Annotated in this window: 18 protein-coding genes and 1 pseudogene; 1 reads left to right on the top strand and 18 read right to left on the bottom strand. The window is 71.8% G+C overall.

The features are described 5' to 3' along the window. Nucleotides 1-158: 158 nt before the first annotated feature. The 15 genes and pseudogenes from DMA15_RS27150 to DMA15_RS27080 all read right to left on the bottom strand — a co-directional run. A pseudogene (locus tag DMA15_RS27150) lies at nucleotides 159-842 on the bottom strand (DNA-processing protein DprA); the annotation flags it as partial. Further along, the gene (locus DMA15_RS27145) at nucleotides 839-2,458 is read right to left on the bottom strand and encodes a YifB family Mg chelatase-like AAA ATPase (protein ID WP_125515366.1); all 1,620 of its coding nucleotides are present in this window, start codon (nucleotides 2,456-2,458) and stop codon (nucleotides 839-841) included. The pseudogene DMA15_RS27150 and the gene DMA15_RS27145, both read right to left, overlap by 4 nt. After that, nucleotides 2,458-2,835 (bottom strand): YraN family protein, encoded by a 378-nt coding sequence (locus DMA15_RS27140; protein ID WP_164551837.1) that lies wholly within the window; start codon nucleotides 2,833-2,835, stop codon nucleotides 2,458-2,460. Before DMA15_RS27140 ends, DMA15_RS27145 begins: the two co-directional genes overlap by 1 nt. Before the next feature lie 191 nt (nucleotides 2,836-3,026). Beyond that, nucleotides 3,027-3,335 (bottom strand): DUF2469 domain-containing protein, encoded by a 309-nt coding sequence (locus DMA15_RS27135; protein WP_003965949.1) that lies wholly within the window; start codon nucleotides 3,333-3,335, stop codon nucleotides 3,027-3,029. Nucleotides 3,336-3,390: 55 nt separating this feature from the next. Further along, nucleotides 3,391-3,882: an NUDIX hydrolase gene (locus DMA15_RS27130; protein ID WP_240660266.1), complete on the bottom strand. Its 492-nt coding sequence runs from the start codon at nucleotides 3,880-3,882 to the stop codon at nucleotides 3,391-3,393. Nucleotides 3,883-3,919: 37 nt separating this feature from the next. After that, on the bottom strand, nucleotides 3,920-4,675 hold the full coding sequence (gene lepB, locus DMA15_RS27125) for a signal peptidase I (protein WP_125515363.1): 756 nt from the start codon (nucleotides 4,673-4,675) through the stop codon (nucleotides 3,920-3,922). Nucleotides 4,676-4,755: 80 nt separating this feature from the next. Continuing rightward, nucleotides 4,756-5,718, bottom strand: a complete 963-nt coding sequence (gene lepB / locus DMA15_RS27120; RefSeq protein WP_125515362.1) for a signal peptidase I — start codon at nucleotides 5,716-5,718, stop codon at nucleotides 4,756-4,758. Next, the gene (gene lepB / locus DMA15_RS27115) at nucleotides 5,603-6,688 is read right to left on the bottom strand and encodes a signal peptidase I (RefSeq protein ID WP_125515361.1); all 1,086 of its coding nucleotides are present in this window, start codon (nucleotides 6,686-6,688) and stop codon (nucleotides 5,603-5,605) included. Before lepB (DMA15_RS27115) ends, lepB (DMA15_RS27120) begins: the two co-directional genes overlap by 116 nt. Next, complete coding sequence (gene lepB, locus DMA15_RS27110; protein WP_125515360.1) at nucleotides 6,681-7,400, bottom strand: signal peptidase I; 720 nt, start codon at nucleotides 7,398-7,400, stop codon at nucleotides 6,681-6,683. The genes lepB (DMA15_RS27115) and lepB (DMA15_RS27110) overlap by 8 nt, the downstream gene beginning before the upstream one ends. Nucleotides 7,401-7,445: 45 nt before the next feature. Beyond that, nucleotides 7,446-7,796 carry a 50S ribosomal protein L19 gene (rplS, locus tag DMA15_RS27105; protein WP_030787595.1) on the bottom strand — a complete coding sequence of 117 codons (351 nt, stop codon included), beginning with the start codon at nucleotides 7,794-7,796 and terminating at the stop codon, nucleotides 7,446-7,448. A gap of 131 nt (nucleotides 7,797-7,927) precedes the next feature. Continuing rightward, entirely contained in the window at nucleotides 7,928-8,749 is an 822-nt protein-coding gene (gene trmD, locus DMA15_RS27100; protein WP_125515359.1) for a tRNA (guanosine(37)-N1)-methyltransferase TrmD, read from the bottom strand. Then, nucleotides 8,749-9,354: a ribosome maturation factor RimM gene (gene rimM, locus DMA15_RS27095; protein WP_125515358.1), complete on the bottom strand. Its 606-nt coding sequence runs from the start codon at nucleotides 9,352-9,354 to the stop codon at nucleotides 8,749-8,751. The genes trmD and rimM overlap by 1 nt, the downstream gene beginning before the upstream one ends. A gap of 93 nt (nucleotides 9,355-9,447) precedes the next feature. Next, nucleotides 9,448-9,687: an RNA-binding protein gene (locus tag DMA15_RS27090; protein WP_014176063.1), complete on the bottom strand. Its 240-nt coding sequence runs from the start codon at nucleotides 9,685-9,687 to the stop codon at nucleotides 9,448-9,450. A 2-nt stretch (nucleotides 9,688-9,689) separates the two neighbouring features. Next, nucleotides 9,690-10,127: a 30S ribosomal protein S16 gene (gene rpsP, locus DMA15_RS27085; protein ID WP_125515357.1), complete on the bottom strand. Its 438-nt coding sequence runs from the start codon at nucleotides 10,125-10,127 to the stop codon at nucleotides 9,690-9,692. 189 nt (nucleotides 10,128-10,316) lie between these two features. Continuing rightward, complete coding sequence (locus DMA15_RS27080; RefSeq protein WP_164551836.1) at nucleotides 10,317-10,949, bottom strand: hypothetical protein; 633 nt, start codon at nucleotides 10,947-10,949, stop codon at nucleotides 10,317-10,319. 414 nt (nucleotides 10,950-11,363) lie between these two features. Between DMA15_RS27080 and DMA15_RS27075 the strand changes: the two genes are divergently transcribed. Beyond that, on the top strand, nucleotides 11,364-12,224 hold the full coding sequence (locus DMA15_RS27075; RefSeq protein WP_125515355.1) for an SAM-dependent methyltransferase: 861 nt from the start codon (nucleotides 11,364-11,366) through the stop codon (nucleotides 12,222-12,224). Nucleotides 12,225-12,273: 49 nt separating this feature from the next. Here the strand turns inward: DMA15_RS27075 and ftsH are convergent, their stop codons facing one another. From ftsH to DMA15_RS27060, 3 genes are all read right to left on the bottom strand, one after another. After that, the gene (gene ftsH, locus DMA15_RS27070; protein WP_125515354.1) at nucleotides 12,274-14,208 is read right to left on the bottom strand and encodes an ATP-dependent zinc metalloprotease FtsH; all 1,935 of its coding nucleotides are present in this window, start codon (nucleotides 14,206-14,208) and stop codon (nucleotides 12,274-12,276) included. 139 nt (nucleotides 14,209-14,347) lie between these two features. Continuing rightward, nucleotides 14,348-15,901: a signal recognition particle protein gene (gene ffh, locus DMA15_RS27065; RefSeq protein WP_125515353.1), complete on the bottom strand. Its 1,554-nt coding sequence runs from the start codon at nucleotides 15,899-15,901 to the stop codon at nucleotides 14,348-14,350. Nucleotides 15,902-16,025: 124 nt separating this feature from the next. Then, the gene (locus tag DMA15_RS27060) at nucleotides 16,026-18,518 is read right to left on the bottom strand and encodes a [protein-PII] uridylyltransferase (RefSeq protein WP_125518021.1); all 2,493 of its coding nucleotides are present in this window, start codon (nucleotides 18,516-18,518) and stop codon (nucleotides 16,026-16,028) included. Nucleotides 18,519-18,527 lie beyond the last annotated feature (9 nt).

Genomic DNA, 18,527 nt, shown 5'->3' with positions numbered 1-18,527 from the left:
GGCCGCCGACACGGCGGCCATCGCAGGGGCTTTCGTTCACCCGAACCGGGGATGGCACCACACCTGTTGCAGTCGCTACTCTTCGACTCACCGGCGCTGAGCTGCACAAAGCCACCTCTAAGTGCCTTGCACCACAGTCACTCCCCCAGAGAAGCGAGGATCACCCTGTTCCGCAGGATGAACCGGCTCGGCGTGGGATGGTCCCCCGGCGGCAACTCCCCGATCACGAGACCCTGTTCCGCGATCCGCCCGATCAACTGGGTGTGCCCGCGGGGGTAGGGCCGGTCCACCCCGCAGGCCAGCACGGCCACGGTGGCCCCACCCGCCCCGAGCGCCCCGCGGTGCGCGGCGCCGTCCACGCCGTACGCGCCGCCGGAGACGACGACCCAGCCGCGCTCCGCGAGCCCCGCGCCGAGGTCGGCGGCCATATGCGCGCCGTACTGCGTGCAGGCCCGGGCTCCGACGACGGCCACCGACCGCACCGCCCATATCCGGAGCGACGGCCGTCCGCGCACCCAGAGCCCGATCGGCCGGGCGTCCCCCAGGTCGTCGAGGGGCAGCGGCCACTCCGCGTCCCCCGGGCAGACGAACCGCGCCCCGACGTCCCGCGCCGCCGCCAGATCCCGCTCCGGCCGCACTCCGGCGGCCCGCGCCCGCAGCCCCTCCCACCGCCGCGCGGTCACCCCCGGCAACCGCTCCTCCTCCCCGCCGATCCTGCGCAGCACCTCGACGGCCCCGGCCTCCCGCAGCCACCTGCCCCCGACCACGTCCCCGGGCTCGATCACCCGCGTCAGGGCGACCCGGGCCAGCCGCTCCTCGTCCGTCGGCGGCCCGGGGCTCACCTCGGCACCCCGAGCGGCATCGGCACCCCGCGCGAGATCCCCGTGCGCAGCTGGAGTGCCAGGGCGACGTCTTGCGCGCAGGGCCGGTCGTGCCCCGCCAGGTCCGCCACGGTCCACGCCACCCGCAGGACGCGGTCGAGCCCACGGGCCGTCAGGAAGCCGCGCTCCAGGTCCAGCTCGGCCGCGTCCAGCGCTCCCGGGGCGGCGGGCCAGCGGGTGCGCAACGCATGCCCGGGGACCTCGCTGTTGGTCCGCCAGCCGGTGCCGGACAGCCTGGCCGCCGCTCTCTCGCGCGCGGCGCGCACCCGGTCGGCGACGGTCCGCGTGGACTCGCCCTTCGTGCCGTACCCGGCCAGTTCGGACCGGGTGACGGCCTCCACCTCCACCTTCAGGTCGACCCGGTCGAGCAGCGGCCCCGAGAGGCGGGCCTGATAGCGCCGGACCACGGAGGCCGGGCACTCACAGCCGTCGCCGAGCAGGGTGTGCCGCCCGCAAGGACAGGGGTTGGCCGCGAGCACCATCAGGAATTTCGCGGGCAGCCGCACCACCCCCGCGCTGCGAGCGATCACCACATGGCCGGACTCGAGCGGCTGCCGCAGGGAGTCCAGGGTCTGGCTGCTGAACTCCGGCGCCTCGTCCAGGAAAAGCACTCCTCGATGAGCCAACGAGACCGCTCCCGGCCGTGCCAGTCCCTTGCCGCCGCCCACGAGCGACTGCATCGTCGCGGAGTGGTGCGGCGCGCAGTACGGCGCGAGGTCCACCAGCGGTTTGCCCGGCGGGAGCATGCCCGCCACCGAGTGGACCGCCGTCACTTCCAGGGACTCCTCGCGGGTCAGCCGCGGCAGGATCGCCGGCAGCCGCTCCGCGAGCATGGTCTTGCCCGCGCCGGGCGGGCCCTGAAGAAAGAGGTGGTGCGCTCCGGCGGCGGCCACCTCCACGGCGGTCCTCGCCGAGGTCTGCCCGACGACATCGGCCAGGTCCAGCGCGTGGGCGTCGTCCATCGCGCCGCCGAGGCCCGTGCCGACCCCGGTGCCCGGGACGCAGAGCCCGGCGAGCATGGGGTCGGGCCGCCCCGGCTCGTCCGGCTCCTCCTGCGGCACCGGCTCGTCGGTGAGCACCGCGATGAGCTGTCGCAGGCTGCGCACCCCGAGGACCGAGACCCCCGGCACCAGGGAGGCCTCCGCGGCCGTGCACTCCGGGACGACCACCTGTTCGTACCCCGCGTCCGCCGCGGCCAGGACCGCCGGCAGCACTCCGCGGACCGGGCGCACCCTCCCGTCGAGCCCCAGTTCACCGATCATGACGATGTCGGCGAGCACTCTGGGATCGATCCGCTCGGCCGCCCCGAGGACCGCGCACGCCACGGCGAGGTCGAAACCGCTGCCGCCTTTGGGGACCGACGCCGGGCTCAGCCCCACCGTGAGCTTCTTCTGGGGCCACTCCCCGCCCGAGTTGACCACGGCGGCCCTGACCCGGTCCCGGCTCTCCGTCAGGCTCTTGTCCGGCAGCCCCACCAGCGTGAACGCGGCGACACCCGGCTCCAGATCGGCCTGCACCTCGACGACCACGCCCTCGACGCCGACGAGCGCCACGGAGCACGTACGCGCGAATCCCATCACGCCACCCCCCGGGCGTGCTCGACCACGGGAGCGCCGCGGCGCGGGATCAGCACGCCCACCAGGTCGATGCGGACGCCGCCGGGCGGTGGGCCACCGCGCTCCTCGATCCAGCGCTCCGCCAGCCGCCGCAGCCGCTCCGCCTTGATCTGGCTTACGGCCGCCATCGGATGCTCGAACAGCGCGGAGCCGACAAGGCCCGCCCTGCGCGTCTTGACCTCGCAGACGACGAGGGCCTCGCCGTCCATCGCCACGATGTCGATCTCGCCGGTCCTGCCCGCGCGCCAATTGCGCTCCAGGACCGTCATCCCCGCGTCGACCAGCCGCCGCGCGGCCAGGTCTTCGCCGTACTTGCCGAGTGCTCCCCGTGCGTTCATGTCGGCACCACCTCCGGCACCCACGGTCACGGATCGACCCGCAGCTATTGGATCTTGGTGCACTACTCGCCGGTTGTGGAAAACTCCGCCACCCCGCCGAGTGAACTCAGCGGCTCAGCGCCCCCAGCCGCCCGGAGTCCGGCGGCTCAGCACCCAGCAACCCGAGCCTGCGACCCGGCCGGTCAGCACCCTCAGCCCCCCGGCAGCTCAAGATCGCTCTTGTTCAGCTCCTCAATGTTCACGTCCTTGAACGTGAGCACCCGCACCTGCTTCACGAACCGCGCGGGCCGGTACATGTCCCACACCCAGGCGTCCGCCATGGACACCTCAAAGAAAACCTCACCCTGGACCGAGTGCACCTGCATCTCGTAATCGTTGGTGAGGTAGAAGCGCCGCTCGGTCTCGATCACGTATTTGAACAGACCGACGACATCGCGGTACTCCCGGTAGAGCTTCAGCTCCATCTCGGTCTCGTACTTCTCGAGGTCCTCGGCGCTCATGGCATGTTCCCCTTCAGCCGTGCGTCCCCCTATTGTGCGTCAGCCCCGCGAGCCCCTACGCGATTTCCGTGTCGAGGATCTCGGGCCGGTCCGGGGGCCCCTCGTCGAGCAGTCTGCGAAACAGCTCGGCGAGCCTGGTCGGGTACACCGTCTCATGAGCCTCGGTCAGTTCCCGGCACGTCCACCAACGTGCTCCGGCGACACTGCGGCGTTCCAGCTCCGTCAGCCCCTCGGCGACGGTCGCCGTCTGTGACGTACGCGCGAGGTAGTACCACTCGTCCTGGTCCCAGCGGCGTCCGGCGAAGGGGAAGGAGCAGACCCGGCGCCACAGCACCGGGCCCAGCTCGACCTCCGTGATGCCGGTCTCCTCGCGCAGCTCGCGCAGGGCGGCCCGCTCCCGCGTCTCGTCGCCCTCCAGGCCGCCGCCCGGCGTGAACCACCAGTCGTCCGCGGGGTCGCCCGGCTCATGGCCGTGCAGCAGCAGGATGCGGTCGTCGGGGTCGAGGAGCACCACACGGGCGACCCTGCGCAGCGGACGCCCCGTCAGCGATGCCTCGGCCTCGCCGGCAGCGGCGCTCGCCTCCTCAGCCGGCACCGACGGCCTCCCTCGTACCGCTCCTGCCACGGCCGCGCCCGAGGAGCCTTGCCACCGGGCCGTACGCGGCGCCGCCGAGGATGAGCACCATGCCCACCAGGATCGCGGTCACCATCAGGCGCAGCGGTCCGGGTTCGGAGATCCCGCCCGGCATGTCCGCGAAGCCCTCCGGGCGCTCCAGCATGCCGGACTCGCCCAACGGCCAGGCCACCGCGTCGACCCGTGCCTTCACCGCGTCGCGCGGCACCGAGCCGTGGTCCCCGTCGTCCAGGTGCACGCTGGAGTCCAGGGAGCCGCTGCGCTCGTCACCCAGCAGGAACAGGCGCCCCTCAGGGACCGTCGTGGTGGGGATGCCGGTGGCCGAGGCGCCCTGGCCCTTCGGGAGATACGGTTCTGCGACTTCCTTGCCGTTGACGGTCAGCTTGCCGTCCTCGCAGCAGGCGATCTTGTCCCCGCCTATGCCGACCACACGCTTGACCATCGGCAGGTCGCCCCAGGCCGACTGTTCGAAGACGACGACGTCACCGCGGCGCACCGCGTCCCCGTCGATGCGCTGGGCGAGCACCCGGTCGCCCGAGCCGATCGTCGGCGTCATGGACCCGGTGGGCACCGTGTACGGCTGGTAGAGCACCGCGCCCCAGACGAACCCGCCGAGGAAGAGCACACAGCCGAGGGCCACGGCAACACCCGACAGCACGCTGCCGAGCCTGCCCTGGCCCTCGTCCGTACGACGTGTCCTGCTCATCCCGGTGCTCCCCCGTCTCGGAGACGACCCCGCCGCCCGTGCCTACGGGCGGCGGAAGATCGGCGATCTGGGACGGCACCCTACCCGGCGGTACTGCCGCCAGAAACCCTCGCGCCGCGCGCGGCCGCGACCGTCAGCCGCCGCCTGCGCCACAGCACGAGCGGTACGGCACCGGCGAGGCCGAGGACGCCGGGGGCCGCGCTGGACAGGGCGTTGATGCCGGGCTGGTCGAAGGTGTCCGGCTTGGGGAGCGTCGCCCAGCGGGTGGGCGGCCAGGCGATCACGATGGCGCGGCCCACCACGTTGTCCACGGGGACGGCGCCGCCGCCGGGCTGGTTCTGGTGGTAGCGGGAGTCCAGCGAGTTCTGCCGGTGGTCGCCCATCACCCAGATCTTGCCCTTGGGGACGGTCTTCTTGAACTGACCGCCCTGGTCGTCGACGGTGCACGGGGTGTTCCCCGGGAATACGTACGGCTCGTTCAGCGCCTTGCCGTTGACCTTCACCGGTCCGGTGCCCTTGCACTCCACGGTGTCGCCGCCGACCGCGATGACGCGCTTGATGAGGTCCTTCTCGTCGGCGGACGGCATCAGGCCGATCCAGCCGAGGACCCGCTGCACCGCGTTCGGGTCGGGTGTGGGCTCGCCGTCCAGCCAGTGGCCCGGGTCCTTGAAGACGACGACCTCGCCGCGCTCGGGCTCGGAGCCGAACCACGGCGTCAGCTTGTCGACGAGGACGCGGTCGCCCTGCTGGAGGGTGTTCTGCATCGAGTCCGAGGGGATCGAGAACGCCTGGACCAGGAAGGACTTGATCACCAGCGCCAGGACCAGCGCGATGCCGATGAGGAGCGGCAGCTCCTTCCAGAAGGAGCGCGGCTTCTTCGGCTGCTTGGCGTCCTGCTCGCTCTTCGCCCCGTCGCCGTCCGCGGGGTCACTCCCGGGGTGCGCACCGCCCGCGGCGGCCTCGACGCCCGGCTCGTCGGATCGTCCCGGTCGCTCCTCGGGCCCCTCGTGTCCGGATCGTGCGCCGACCGCCAAATCCCCCACATCCACTCCTCAGTCCGTGCCGCCGCCTGCCCCAGATGCGATGCAGGCCCACCACTCCCATAACGAGCGGGAGTTCCGCAGGGGTCGGGAGTCGGATCAATCCGTATCGATCGCCGGAAGCCACCCTATGCGACACGCCTGTGGCGGTGTCCGACCCTGTACGCGCGTCGGGCACGGAGGCGTACGTGTCCGGCTCCTCCAGTTTGCTCCAGTGGCCGAAGGGCCAGGCGATGACGAGGGCGCGCCCGACGACCTCGTCCTCGGAGACCGTGCCGGCGAACTTCTCCGTGCGGTGGAAGCGGGAGTCGGCCGAGTCGCTGCGGTGGTCGCCCATCATGAAGAGGCGCCCCTTGGGGACCTTCACCTCGAACTCGAAGGCCGAGGGCTTGTCACCGGGGTGGATGTAGGGCTCGTCGAGCGGCACGCCGTTGACGGTGACCTTGTCGTTCTTGTCGCAGCACTTCACCGTGTCGCCGCCGACGCCGACCACGCGCTTGATCAGGTCCCGCTCGCTGTCGGAGGGCAGCAGACCGATCTGGGTCAGGCCTTCCTTGACCTGCTTGACGACCACCGGGTCGTCCTTCTTCTTGCCCTGCTCCTCTTCGAGCCAGTTGCCGGGGTCCTTGAAGACGACGACGTCGCCGCGCTCCGGCTTCGACCCGAACCAGGGGGTGAGCTTGTCGACCAGGACCCGGTCCCCGATGCGGATCGTCTGCTCCATGGAGCCGGAGGGGATCACGAAGGCCTGCACCAGGAAGGTCTTCAGGACGAGGGCTATGAGCAGTGCCACACCTATGAGGAGGGGTATCTCCTTGATCGCCGAGCGCCGCCTGCGCCGCTTGACCTTCTTCGCCAGCTTGCGCCGGTCGGCCCGGCCCGGCAGCACGGGCCCGCTGGTGGGCCGGGAGCCGGTGGGCAGCCGGGTGTCGGCACGGTGGCCCGCGGCGCGTGTCCGCCCGCGGTTACCCATGCGTGCCGCCCGGCTCGGGCACGCGCGCGTAGCCGTCGGGACGCTCCAGGGAGGTCCAGTGGCCGATCGGCCAGGCGATCCAGTCGGCGCGGCCGATGACCTCCTCCACGGGGATCATGCCGCCGCCGGGCTCCCCCAGGTGGTCGCGGGAGTCACGCGAGTCGCTGCGGTGGTCGCCGAGGAGGAAGAGGCTGCCTTCGGGGACGACGACATCGAAGGGCACCGTCGAGGGTCTGTCCCCCGGGTACAGGTAGGGCTCGTCGACGGGTTCGCCGTTCACCTTGATGCCTCCCCCCTCGCAGCAGACCACCCGGTCTCCGCCGGTGCCCACGACCCGCTTGATGTAGTCGGCGTCTCCGAAGTAGCCGCTGCCGTCAAAGACGACCGCGTCACCCCGCTGCGGCTCGGACCCGAAACGGTACGCCAACTTGTTGACGAGCACCCGGTCACCGACCCGGAACGCGGGCTCCATGGAGCCGCTGGGGATCTGGAAGGGCTGCACCACGAAGGCGCTGACGAGGAGCAGGGCCCCCACGCACAGCAGGAACGTCAGCGTGAGCCCGCCGCCCGGGAGCCGGGCGAGGAGCGACATGAAAACGGAGCGCGACCGCTCCTCCGTCTCCTCGGATGCCTCGGTGACGTGCGGGACGTCCCCGGAATCGGAGGGTGCGGAGGAGCGGTCGCGCTCCGTGTGCTGTGCTTCGGTGTCCATCGGGGCCAGATGCTATCCGGCCCGGCTGTGGACTCGCGCGGAAGCTCAGTTGTCGCGCTTCTCCTTGATCTTCGCGGCCTTGCCGCGCAGGTCACGGAGGTAGTACAGCTTCGCGCGACGCACGTCACCGCGGGTGACCAGCTCGATCTTCTCGACGATCGGCGTGTGCACCGGGAAGGTGCGCTCGACGCCGACGGAGAAGGAGACCTTGCGGACCGTGAAGGTCTCGCGCACGCCGGCACCCTGGCGGCGGATGACTACGCCCTTGAACTGCTGCACACGGGAGCGGTTGCCCTCGATGACGCGGACGTGGACGTTGACGGTGTCACCCGGGCGGAACGCCGGGATGTCGCTGCGCAGCGACGCGCTGTCGACGGAGTCGAGCAGGTTAGCCATGATCGTCTGCTTTCTTCGCTGATGCCACAGGTCATCAGCGGTACGTGGAGAGGAGGTTTCGGTAGCTGATCGCGTCGGGCGGGCGTCTTTCCCCCTGTGGCAGGGGCGCACGCTGGACGTACAGCAGCGGCCTATTCTTCCACGGCCTCGGGGTCCCGCCCAAATCGGCCGTCGGGCCCCGGCCGCCACCCCAGGATCGAGAGCATCTCGCGGTCCTTCTTGTCGAAGGCCTTGGGGTCGCAACGCTCAATGAGGTCGGGCCTGTTGCGGGTGGTACGGCGCAGCGCCTCGTCCCGCCGCCAGCGCGCGATCTTGCCGTGGTGGCCGCTGAGCAGGACGTCCGGGATGCCGTGACCGCGCCACTGGGGAGGCTTGGTGTAGACGGGGCCTTCGAGGAGGTTGGCCATGGCGCCGGGCGCGAAGGAGTCGTCCTGGTGGGACTCGGCGTTGCCGAGGACGCCGGGCAGCAGCCTGGCCACCGCCTCCGTGATGACCAGGACGGCCGCTTCCCCGCCCGCGAGGACGTAGTCGCCGATGGACACCTCGTAGACGGGCACACGGGTCGCGTACTCGTCCATGACGCGCCGGTCGATGCCCTCGTAGCGCGCGGGCGTGAAGACCAGCCAGGGGCGCTCGGAGAGCTCCACGGCGAGTTCCTGGGTGAAGGGGCGGCCGCTGGGCGTGGGGACGACCATGACGGGGCCGTGGGCCCCGGACTCGTACCCCTGCGCGAGCACGTCGTCGAGGGCCGCGCCCCAGGGGTCGGTCTTCATGACCATGCCGGGACCGCCGCCGTAGGGGGTGTCGTCGACCGTGTTGTGGCGGTCGTACGTCCACTCCCTGAGGTCGTGCACCTTCACGTCGAGCTGCCCACGCGCGCGTGCCTTGCCCACGAGGGAGACGTTCAGGGGCTCCAGGTACTCGGGGAAGATCGTGACGACGTCGAGCCGCATTACGCCTGGTCCTCCGAGGTCGGCGCGTCCTTCGAAGAGGCCTGCTCGCCCTGCGAAGAGGCCGCCTCGGCGTCCCGCGCGGAGGCGATCTCGGCGCGGTCGTCGATCAGGCCGGGGGGCGGGTCGATGACGGCCTTCTGCTCCTCCAGGTCGATCTCGGTGACGATCTCCCCGACGAAGGGGATCATCACCTCGCTGCCGTCGGGGCGCTCCACGATGAAGAGGTCCTGCGAGGGCAGGTGCGAGATCTCGGTGATCCGGCCGACCTCCTCGCCGTCCTTGGTGACGACGTCGAGGTCCATGAGCTGGTGGTCGTAGTACTCGTCCTCTTCCTCGGGCAGCTCCTGCGGGTCCACCTCGGCGATCAGGAGCGTGTTGCGCAGCGCCTCGGCGCCCGTGCGGTCGCGCACGCCCTCGAAGCGCAGCAGGAGACGGCCGCTGTGCACCCGGCCGGTCTCGATGGTCAGCGGGCCGATGGAGGCGGGCTCCGTGGCGAGGACGGCGCCGGGGCCGAGCCGCAGCTCCGGCTCGTCGGTGCGGACCTCGACGGTGACCTCACCCTTGATGCCGTGGGCACGGCCGATGCGGGCGACTACCAACTGCACTGCGTTTCTCCTCATCCAACGACTACGGGCCGGGGAGGGCCCTGAAGCCCTCCCCGGCCCGAGCCGGTGCTGCTGTGGTTCTGGGAACCCGGTTCAGCGAACCTGGTCCACGTCGACGAGGTCGACGCGGACACCGCGGCCGCCGATGGCGCCCACGACGGTACGCAGAGCACGCGCGGTGCGGCCGTTACGACCGATCACCTTGCCGAGGTCGTCCGGGTGGACCCGGACCTCGAGGACGCGCCCGCGGCGCAGGTTGCGCGAGGCCACCTGCACGTCGTCGGGGTTGTCGACGATGCCCTTCACGAGGTGCTCGAGAGCCTCCTCGAGCATGCTCAGGCCTCGGTCGACTCGGTGGACGTGGCTTCGGCCTCGTCCGCCTTCTTGTCAGCCTTCTTGGCCTTCTGGGTGATGGCCTCACCCTTGGCGTCGTCGCCCTCGAGGCCCTTGGTGAAGGCATCGAACGCGGCGCGCTTGTCCTTGGGCTCGGCGACCTTCAGCGGCGCCGGGGCCGGCAGGCCCTTGTGCTTCTGCCAGTCGCCGGTGAGCTTGAGGATCGCCATGACCGGCTCGGTCGGCTGGGCGCCGACGGACAGCCAGTACTGGGCACGCTCCGAGTTGACCTCGATGCGCGAGGGGTTCTGCACCGGGTGGTACAGGCCGATCTCCTCGATGGCCCGGCCGTCACGGCGGGTACGGGAGTCGGCGACGACGATGCGGTAGTGAGGCGAACGGATCTTGCCCAGACGCTTCAGCTTGATCTTGACTGCCACGGGAGTGGTGTCTCCTGGTCTTGACGTGGGTGGGCACAACGGGATGCCGCGTGGGGTTGCGGTACTCGAGTGCCCGATGGACGCGTCAGCCGGAGGAGAGAGGGGTCCTATGCGACTGTCGAGTACAGCTAGCCATTGTGCCATACGTCGCCGGGGCACCCGCACCCGGTCGGGGCGCCCCGCTCCTGCTCAGCCCACGCCCGCGCCGACCGCTTCCGGGATGCGGAAGGGCTTGCCGCAGCCGCCGCACATGATGGGCGCCTGGGCGAGCACCGACGGGACCACGCGGACGTTGCGCCCGCAGTCGCAGACCGCCTTCACGCGCACACCGCCTCCGGAGGAGCCGTGCCGGGCGGCCGGGCCCCGGAAGCTGCGCGCGGTGTCCGCGGTCGTCGCCGCGGTGTGCGCCTTCAGGGCACGCTGCAGTCGCTCGATCGTCGGGCGATACCGCCGCTTGGCGTCGGGGTTGAGCGTGACCAGGGAGAAGCCACTGCTCGGATGTGGCTCCTCGGGATGGTCGAGGCCCAGCTCCTCGGCGATCGCCAGGAACCGCCGGTTGTGATAGCGGCCGGCGCGTGAGGTGTCGCGTACGCCGCGCGAGGCGGCGATGCCATGGACTGCCTCGTGAAGCAGTCGCTCGAAGGAGAGCTCGGCGCCGCAGGCGGACGACGACTCTCCGATCAGGGATTCGGGCGCGGCAAGATCGGGCAGCTCGGGGTGGTGCCGCTGAATGTCGGCCCACGCCTGTGCCAGCTCTGCGGCGAGAACAGGTGGTGTCGTGCTCACGTCGTGACAACGAGCCGGGTGCCCCGGGGGTTCCATTCCGGGGCATCCCAAATAATTTGCACGTACCCGTCAGTTGCCATTGATGCGTCCGGACGAGGGCGGGTGCGCTGATCTGCGGAGAAGCCTCACAGCTCCCACCAAGCCGGTACGTAGCGGCGCGTACGCCCCGGCGCGTAGGCCAAGCCCTCACTCCGGGGCTCGCGCCGCCTCCAGCTGGGGCCGGCGCCGTCTCCGGCCGACGTTACCCGGGGTCTCCTCGGCGCCCGGCACCGCCCCGCCCTACGCGACCGGCCACCGGCGGCGCACAAGCATTGGCCCACAACCCCTGGACGCCGCGACGGATGCGGAGTTCTCTGGCATACGGGGGAGAGTGCGAGCGCACTGCACGGGGGCGGACGAACCGTTGATCACCGGCACGGCTATAACTCTCGGCGGATTGGGGCGCTTTCGATGACACCAACACTCGTGCAGTCGCACCTCCCTCGCGCGGGCTCGGCGCCCCGTGTGGACCTCGGTGCACGCGCGCGTGACTGGGCGGAGATCCAGGAACGGATGCTGGTCCCGCTCTATGAAGCGGTGTACGAACGGCTCGACGTGGGCGGTGGCACCCGGCTGCTCGGCCTCGGCTGCGGATCCGGGCTCGCCCTGCTGATGGCGGCGTCCCGGGGCGCCGCGGTCACCGGTGTCGACGCGTCGGCTCCCGAACGGCTGGCCCTCGCGCGGGAGCGGCTTTCTCCGGAGGCCGCCTCGCAGGCACGCGCGCGTACCGACGCGCGGCTCGTCGAAGGCGGCCCCGCGGACGCGGCGGGCCCGGGCGTGCCCGCGTACAACCTCGTCACCGCGTTCCAGCCGATCGGCTGCATGGCGGGCGACTCCGAAGGGCTCACCGGTCTCCTGGAGGCGGCGGCCCCGCTCGCCGGACACGGCGCCGCGGTGGTGCTCGCCGGATGGGGTCCTCCGGAGCGCTGTGCCACCTCCACCGTCATGAAGGTGGCGACCAAGCTCGCCGACCCCCTGCGCGGTGCGGGCAGCTGGCGCCCGGCGTCGCGGGACGATCTGGAGGACGTCGCCCAGCGGGCGGGCCTCAAGCCGGACGGCTCGGGGCGGGTCGCGTGCCCGTTCGGGTACGCGGATGTGGAGAGCGCGGTCCGGGGGCTGCTCTCGACGGGCCTGTTCGACGCGGCGGTCGGCGCGACGGACAAGGCGCAGGTCGACAAGGAGCTGACGGAGGCGCTGCATCCGCATCGGCGCCGGGACGGGACGGTGTGGATGCCGAACGTCTTCCGGTACCTGATCGCGCGTACGCCCTGAGCCGCGGACTGGCCGCTCCTGACCGCGGACTGACGCTCCTGACCGCGGGTTAGCCGCTCTTGGTGGTCCGCACGACTCCGGCGACGCGGTACGCGTCCGCCTCCTCCAGGGTCTCGTTCTCAAGGAGCGCCGCGGCCAGCGCGTCCAGCTGGTCCCGGTGGTCGCGCAGTTGGCGGCAGGCGTTCTCGTAGCACTCGTCGACGATCCGCCGCATCTCGCCGTCGATCGTGTCGAGCGTCTGCGGGGCGGCGGAGAGCCCGTAGGCCTGCTGGGCGTCGCTCGGGAGCGCGGAGAGGCGTCCCACGAGTTCGCTCATGCCCCAGCGGCCGACCATGCCGCGGGCGATGTTGGTGACCTGCTCCAGGTCGTTCTCGGCGCCGGTGGTGATGACTCCGTAGACGACGTGTTCGGCGGCCATGCCTCCTAGGGCGCCGATGATGCGGCCGCGGAGGTACTCCTCCGTGTAGGCGTACTTGTCGGAGTCGGGGGTCGAAAGCGTGACGCCAAGGGCGCGGCCGCGCGGCACGATCGTGATCTTGCGGACCGGGTCGGCGCCGGGTTGCAGCATGCCGAGCAGCGCGTGCCCGCTCTCGTGGTACGCCGTGCGCCGACGCTCCTCCTCCGGCATGACCAGCGGCCGCTCGGCGCCCAGCTGGACCTTCTCCATCGCTTCGGAGAGGTCGGACTGGGTGACCGTCTTCTGCTTGCGCTTGACGGCGAGGAGGGCGGCTTCGTTGGCGAGGTTGGCGAGTTCGGCGCCGGTCATGCCCGGTGTCGTACGGGCGACCTGGGCGAGGTCGACGTCGTCGGCGAGCGGGATGGCCCTCGTATGGATCCTGAGGATGGCCTCGCGCCCGCCGCGGTCGGGGGGCGAGACGTTGACGACGCGGTCGAAGCGGCCCGGGCGGGTGAGGGCGGGGTCGAGGACGTCGGCGCGGTTGGTGGCGGCGAGGACGATGACGCCTTCCGCCCCGGAGAAGCCGTCCATCTCGGTGAGGATCTGGTTCAGCGTCTGCTCACGCTCGTCGTGGCCGCCCATGCCGCTGCCGCCGCCCCGCGCGCGTCCGATGGTGTCGATCTCGTCGATGAAGATGATCGACGGGGCGACCTTGCGGGCCTCGGCGAAGAGTTCCCGTACGCGCGAGGCGCCCACGCCCACGATCATCTCGATGAACCCGGAGGCGGAGGCGGAGAAGAAGGGCACGCCCGCCTCGCCGGCGACGGCCCGCGCGAGCAGGGTCTTGCCGGTGCCCGGCGGCCCCGCGAGGAGCACGCCGCGCGGCATCTTGGCGCCCATCGTGCGGTAGGCGTCGGGGTTCTTGAGGAAGTCGACGACGTCGTTCAGCTCGCCCTCGACCTCGTCGATGCCCGCCACGTCCTCGAACGTGGTCCGCTTCGCGCCGGGCTCGAGCTCGACCGGCTTGGGCGGCGTCTTGCGCCCCAGCATCCCTCCCCCGCCGCCCATCCCCGAGGCCATGCGCCGGGCGATGAAGATCCACAGCGCCACGAGGAGCAGCATCGGGGCGAGCGAGATCAGCAGGTTCGAGAGGAAGCTGCGCTCCTGGACGACGGGCTCGGCGGTGACGGTGACGTCGTGCTTGGTCAGGTCGTCCCAGAGCTTGTCGTCGGCGAAGGCGGGGCGCTGGGTGGTGAACTTGGTGTACTTCCCCTTCTCGTCCCCCGGCTTCTCCCGCTCCTTCTTGAGCTGCCCCTGGATCGCGTCGCCCTTGGAGTAGATCTTCGAGACGTTGCCGGAGTCGACCTGCTTGCTGAACTCGGTGTACGAGATGGTCGGCTCGTCGCCCTCGTTGAAGAAGGAGAGCACGAGGTTGGCGAGGAGATAGACGAGCAGAGCCGTCAGGATCAGCCCGCCCCAGCCGCCCGGCATCTTCTTCTTCGGCGGGGGCGTGGGGGCGGGCGGGGGCGCGCCCTCGGAGCGCCACGGCTGATCGGGCGCCTGGCGCGGTGGCACAGGGTTGCTCATATGCGGACGTTACGTCACGAAACAGACCCCGGCACCCGCGCCGCTTCCCCCGGAAAACGCCCGGGGCGCCCCTGTGGAGAGGGGCGCCCCGGATGTCGTACGTGGCTACGGCTCGCGCGGCGAACGCGATGAGCCCGAATCAGCCCATGAACTTCTTGAACTCGTCCGGCAGCTCGAAGTTCTGCCCGGCCTGTCCGCCCGGAAGGCCGAAGGCGCCGCCCTCCTGGCCGGCCTGCTCGCGGCGCGTGGCCGCCTCCAGCTCCTCCTGCTTGCGCTTCATCGGGTTGCCGGAGCGGCGCTTGCCCTTGGCCTGCTTCTGCTTCTTCTTCTGCTTGCCGGCGCCGCCGCCCATGCCCGGCAGTCCGGGCATACCCGGCATGCCGCCGCCCTGGGCCATGCGGGACATCATCTTGCGCGCCTCGAAGAACCGCTCGACGAGGCCCTTCACCGCGCTGACCTCGACACCGGAGCCCTTGGCGATACGGGCGCGGCGGGAGCCGTTGATGATCGTGGGCTCCTGACGCTCGGCGGGCGTCATGGACTTGATGATGGCGGCGGTGCGGTCGACGTCGCGCTCGTCGATGTTGTTGATCTGGTCCTTGATCTGCCCCATGCCGGGCATCATGCCGAGCAGCTTGCTGATGCTGCCCATCTTCCTGACCTGCTCCATCTGGGCCAGGAAGTCATCGAGCGTGAAGTCCTTGCCCTTGCTGCTCGCCAGCTTGGAGGCCATCTTCTCGGCCTCTTGCTGGGAGAAGGTCTGCTCGGCCTTCTCGATGAGCGTGAGCATGTCGCCCATGCCGAGGATGCGGGACGCCATGCGGTCCGGGTGGAACGCGTCGAAGTCGTCCAGCTTCTCGCCGTTCGAGGCGAACATGATCTGGCGGCCGGTGACCTGCGCGATGGAGAGCGCCGCACCACCGCGGGCGTCACCGTCGAGCTTGGAGAGCACCACGCCGTCGAAGCCGACGCCGTCGCGGAAGGCCTCGGCGGTGTTGACCGCGTCCTGACCGATCATGGCGTCGACGACGAAGAGGACCTCGTCCGGGCTGACGGCGTCGCGGATGTCCGCGGCCTGCTGCATGAGTTCCTGGTCGATGCCGAGGCGGCCGGCGGTGTCGACGATGACGACGTCGTACTGCTTCGTCTTGGCGAACTCGATGGAGTCCTTGGCGACCTGCACCGGGTCGCCCACGCCGTTGCCCGGCTGGGGGGCGTAGACGCCGACGCCGGCGCGCTCGGCGACGACGCTCAGCTGGTTGACGGCGTTGGGACGCTGGAGGTCGCACGCCACCAGGAGCGGCGAGTGGCCCTGCCCCTTCAGCCAGAGGCCGAGCTTTCCGGCGAGGGTCGTCTTACCGGCACCCTGGAGACCGGCGAGCATGATGACGGTCGGCCCGGTCTTGGCGAAGCGCAGGCGTCGGGTCTCGCCGCCGAGGATGCCGATGAGCTCCTCGTTGACGATCTTGATGACCTGCTGGGCGGGGTTCAGCGCCTGGGAGACCTCGGCGCCGGCCGCGCGCTCCTTGATCTGCTTGATGAAGGCGCGTACGACGGACAGGGCGACGTCGGCTTCGAGCAGCGCGATGCGGATCTCGCGCGCCGTGGCGTCGATGTCCGCCTCGGACAGGCGGCCCTTGCCCCGGAGGTTCTTGAATGTCGCTGCGAGGCGGTCGGAGAGAGTATCGAACACGGCGGTCGCGAATCCTCGTAGTTGGGGGCGGGCTGACAGGTCGCCTTCCAGAGTATCTGGCGCGGCCCGGTGCCTGGGGCGCTGGGCGGGTTCTTCCTCACCCCGCCCGGGGCGCTCGGCAGGCCTAGCTCCCCGCCAGAACCCTCAGCCCCTCCTCCACCCCCCGCGCGACCTCCGCGGCCCGCTCCCCCGAGAGCGGCCCTCCATCCGCCCCGGTCACATAGAAGGCGTCGACCGCGTTCGCCCCCAGCGTCGAGACATGCGCACTGCGCACCACCACCCCCGCCGCCTCCAGCGCCCGCCCGATCCGGTGCAGCAGGCCCGGGGCGTCCTGGGAGCGCACCTCGATGACCGTCGCGAGCCGGGAGCCCGCCGAGGCCACCGTCACCCGGGGAGGCGGCGCCACCGTCCCCCGCCGACGGGGATACGCCGCGTCCCGTTCCCGCAGCCGCCCCGCGATGTCCAGCGAGCCGTCCAGCGCCCGCACCAGATCGGCCCGCAACCGCGCGGCCTGCGGCAAGGACCCGTACTCCGCCGCGACCCGCCAGTCGAGCAGCAGCACCGAGCCCGCCACGCCCTCGATCCCGGACGGCAGCGCGACCTCCCGCAGCTCCGCGGTGCGCACCGCGAGCCGGTGCACCGCGAGGACCCCGGCCACGGCGGACAGCACCCCGGCCTGCTCCGGCACGGCGATGAGCAGCTCCACACCGAGCGGCTCGGGCCCACCGGAGGCCTCCTCCTCCGCCCGCGCCCGCAACGCGAGCACCGGCCCGCCCGTGCGGAACGCCTCCACCGCCAACCGCTCCTGCTCAGCCGTGGGCGGCCGGTCCGCCGCCCCCTCGGCGGAGGCGACGCCCGCCTCGTCCCCGGAGAGCACCGCCACCACCCGCTTCACCAGATCGGCGACCAGTGCGCCCCGCCACGCGGACCAGGCCGCGGGGCCGGTGGCGAGCGCGTCCGCCTCGGTCAGCGCGTGCAGCAGTTCCAGCGTGCCCACGGACCCGACGGCCTCGGCGACCCCGCGGACCGTCGCCGGGTCGTCGAGGTCACGCCGCGTCGCCGTCTCGACGAGCAGCAGGTGGTGCCGTACGAGACACGCGACCACGGCCACGTCGCCCGCGTCGAAGCCCACGCGCGCCGCGACGTCGCGGGCGATGATCTCCCCGGCCGCGGAGTGGTCCCCGGGCCAGCCCTTCCCGATGTCGTGCAGCAGCGCGGCGATCAGGAGCAGGTCGGGCCGGCCGACCCGCCGCGTCAGCTCGGCGGCCCGTACCGCCGTCTCCACCAGATGCCGGTCGACGGTCCACGTGTGGACGGCGTTGCGCTGCGGCCGGCACCGCACCCGCTCCCAGTCGGGGAGCAGCCGGGTGATGAGGCCTTCCGCCTCCAGCGCTTCCCACACCTCGACGGTCGGCCGCCCGGCGCCGAGCAGCGTCACCAACTGCTCGCGCGCCTCGGCGGGCCACGGCGTGGGCAGGGGCTTCACGGACGCGGCCAGCCGCCGCACGGCGTGCAGGGAGAGCGGGAGCCCGGCCTGCGCCGCGGCCGCGGCGGCCCGCAGCGGCAGGACGGGGTCGCGCTCGGGCCGGGCGGTGCGGGCGAGCACGACCTCCCCGTCGTGCTCGACGACCCCCTCGGCAAGCGGCGTCCGCTCGGCGACCGCGCTCCGGCCGCCCAGCATGGCCCGCAGCCGTGGCCGCACGGACCGGGCCCGCAGCACGCGCCCGACCTCGCGCCAGGTGACGTCGCTCGCGTAGGAGACGACGCGGGCGGATTCGTACACCTGTCGCAGCAAGATGTCGGCGTCCAGCAGGCCGAGCGCGGCGGCGACCTGGTCCTGTTCCTGGAGGGCGAGCCGGTCGGTGGCCCGCCCGGTGGCGAGGTGCAGCGCGTCGCGCACGTCCAGCAGCCGCCGCCGGGCGTCGGCGAGGCCCTCGCGCGGCGCGTCGGCGAGCCAGGACGCGGCGACGGCCCGCAGCGCGGTGGCGTCCCGCAGACCGCCTCTCGCCTCCTTGAGGTCGGGTTCGAGGAGGTGGCCCAACTCGCCGTGGCGCTCGGCCCGTTCCTCGCACAGCTCGCGCAGCTCGGGCAGCCGCTTCGGGGCCTGGTTGCGCCAGTCGGCGAGGACGGCGGTGCGCAGCCCCGCGGTCAGCCCCAGGTCCCCGGCGACATGCCGCGCGTCGAGCAGCCCGAGGTGCACCTTGAGGTCCTCGCCCGCGGTCTTGCGGGCCTGTGAGGGCGTACGCACGGAGTGGTCGAGGGCGAGCCCGAGGTCCCAGACGGGGTACCAGAGCCGGTCGGCGAGGGCGGCCACCTCGGCGGCGTCGGCGTTCGCGTCGTGCAGCAGGAGCAGGTCGAGGTCGCTGCGCGGCGACAGCTCACCTCGCCCGTACCCGCCCACCGCGACGAGCGCCACGCCCCGCAGCACGCTCTCGGAGCCCGCCTGGAAGAGCCCGGCCAGCCAGTCGTCCGTCAGGCCGGAGAGGGCCGAACGGCGCGGCGGCCCGGACCGCGACTCCTCGTGGAGGAGCCGCAGCCGGGCCGCCGCGTAGCCGCTGGGTCCGGAGTCTTCCGATTCCGATGTCGCTTCCGATGTGGATTCGGTTCGTACGTTCACACTCGTCAC

This window comes from Streptomyces sp. WAC 01529 (assembly GCF_003945545.1).
Taxonomy (GTDB): Bacteria; Actinomycetota; Actinomycetes; order Streptomycetales; family Streptomycetaceae; genus Streptomyces; species Streptomyces anatolicus.
This window is presented reverse-complemented; position numbering and strand designations above follow the sequence as displayed.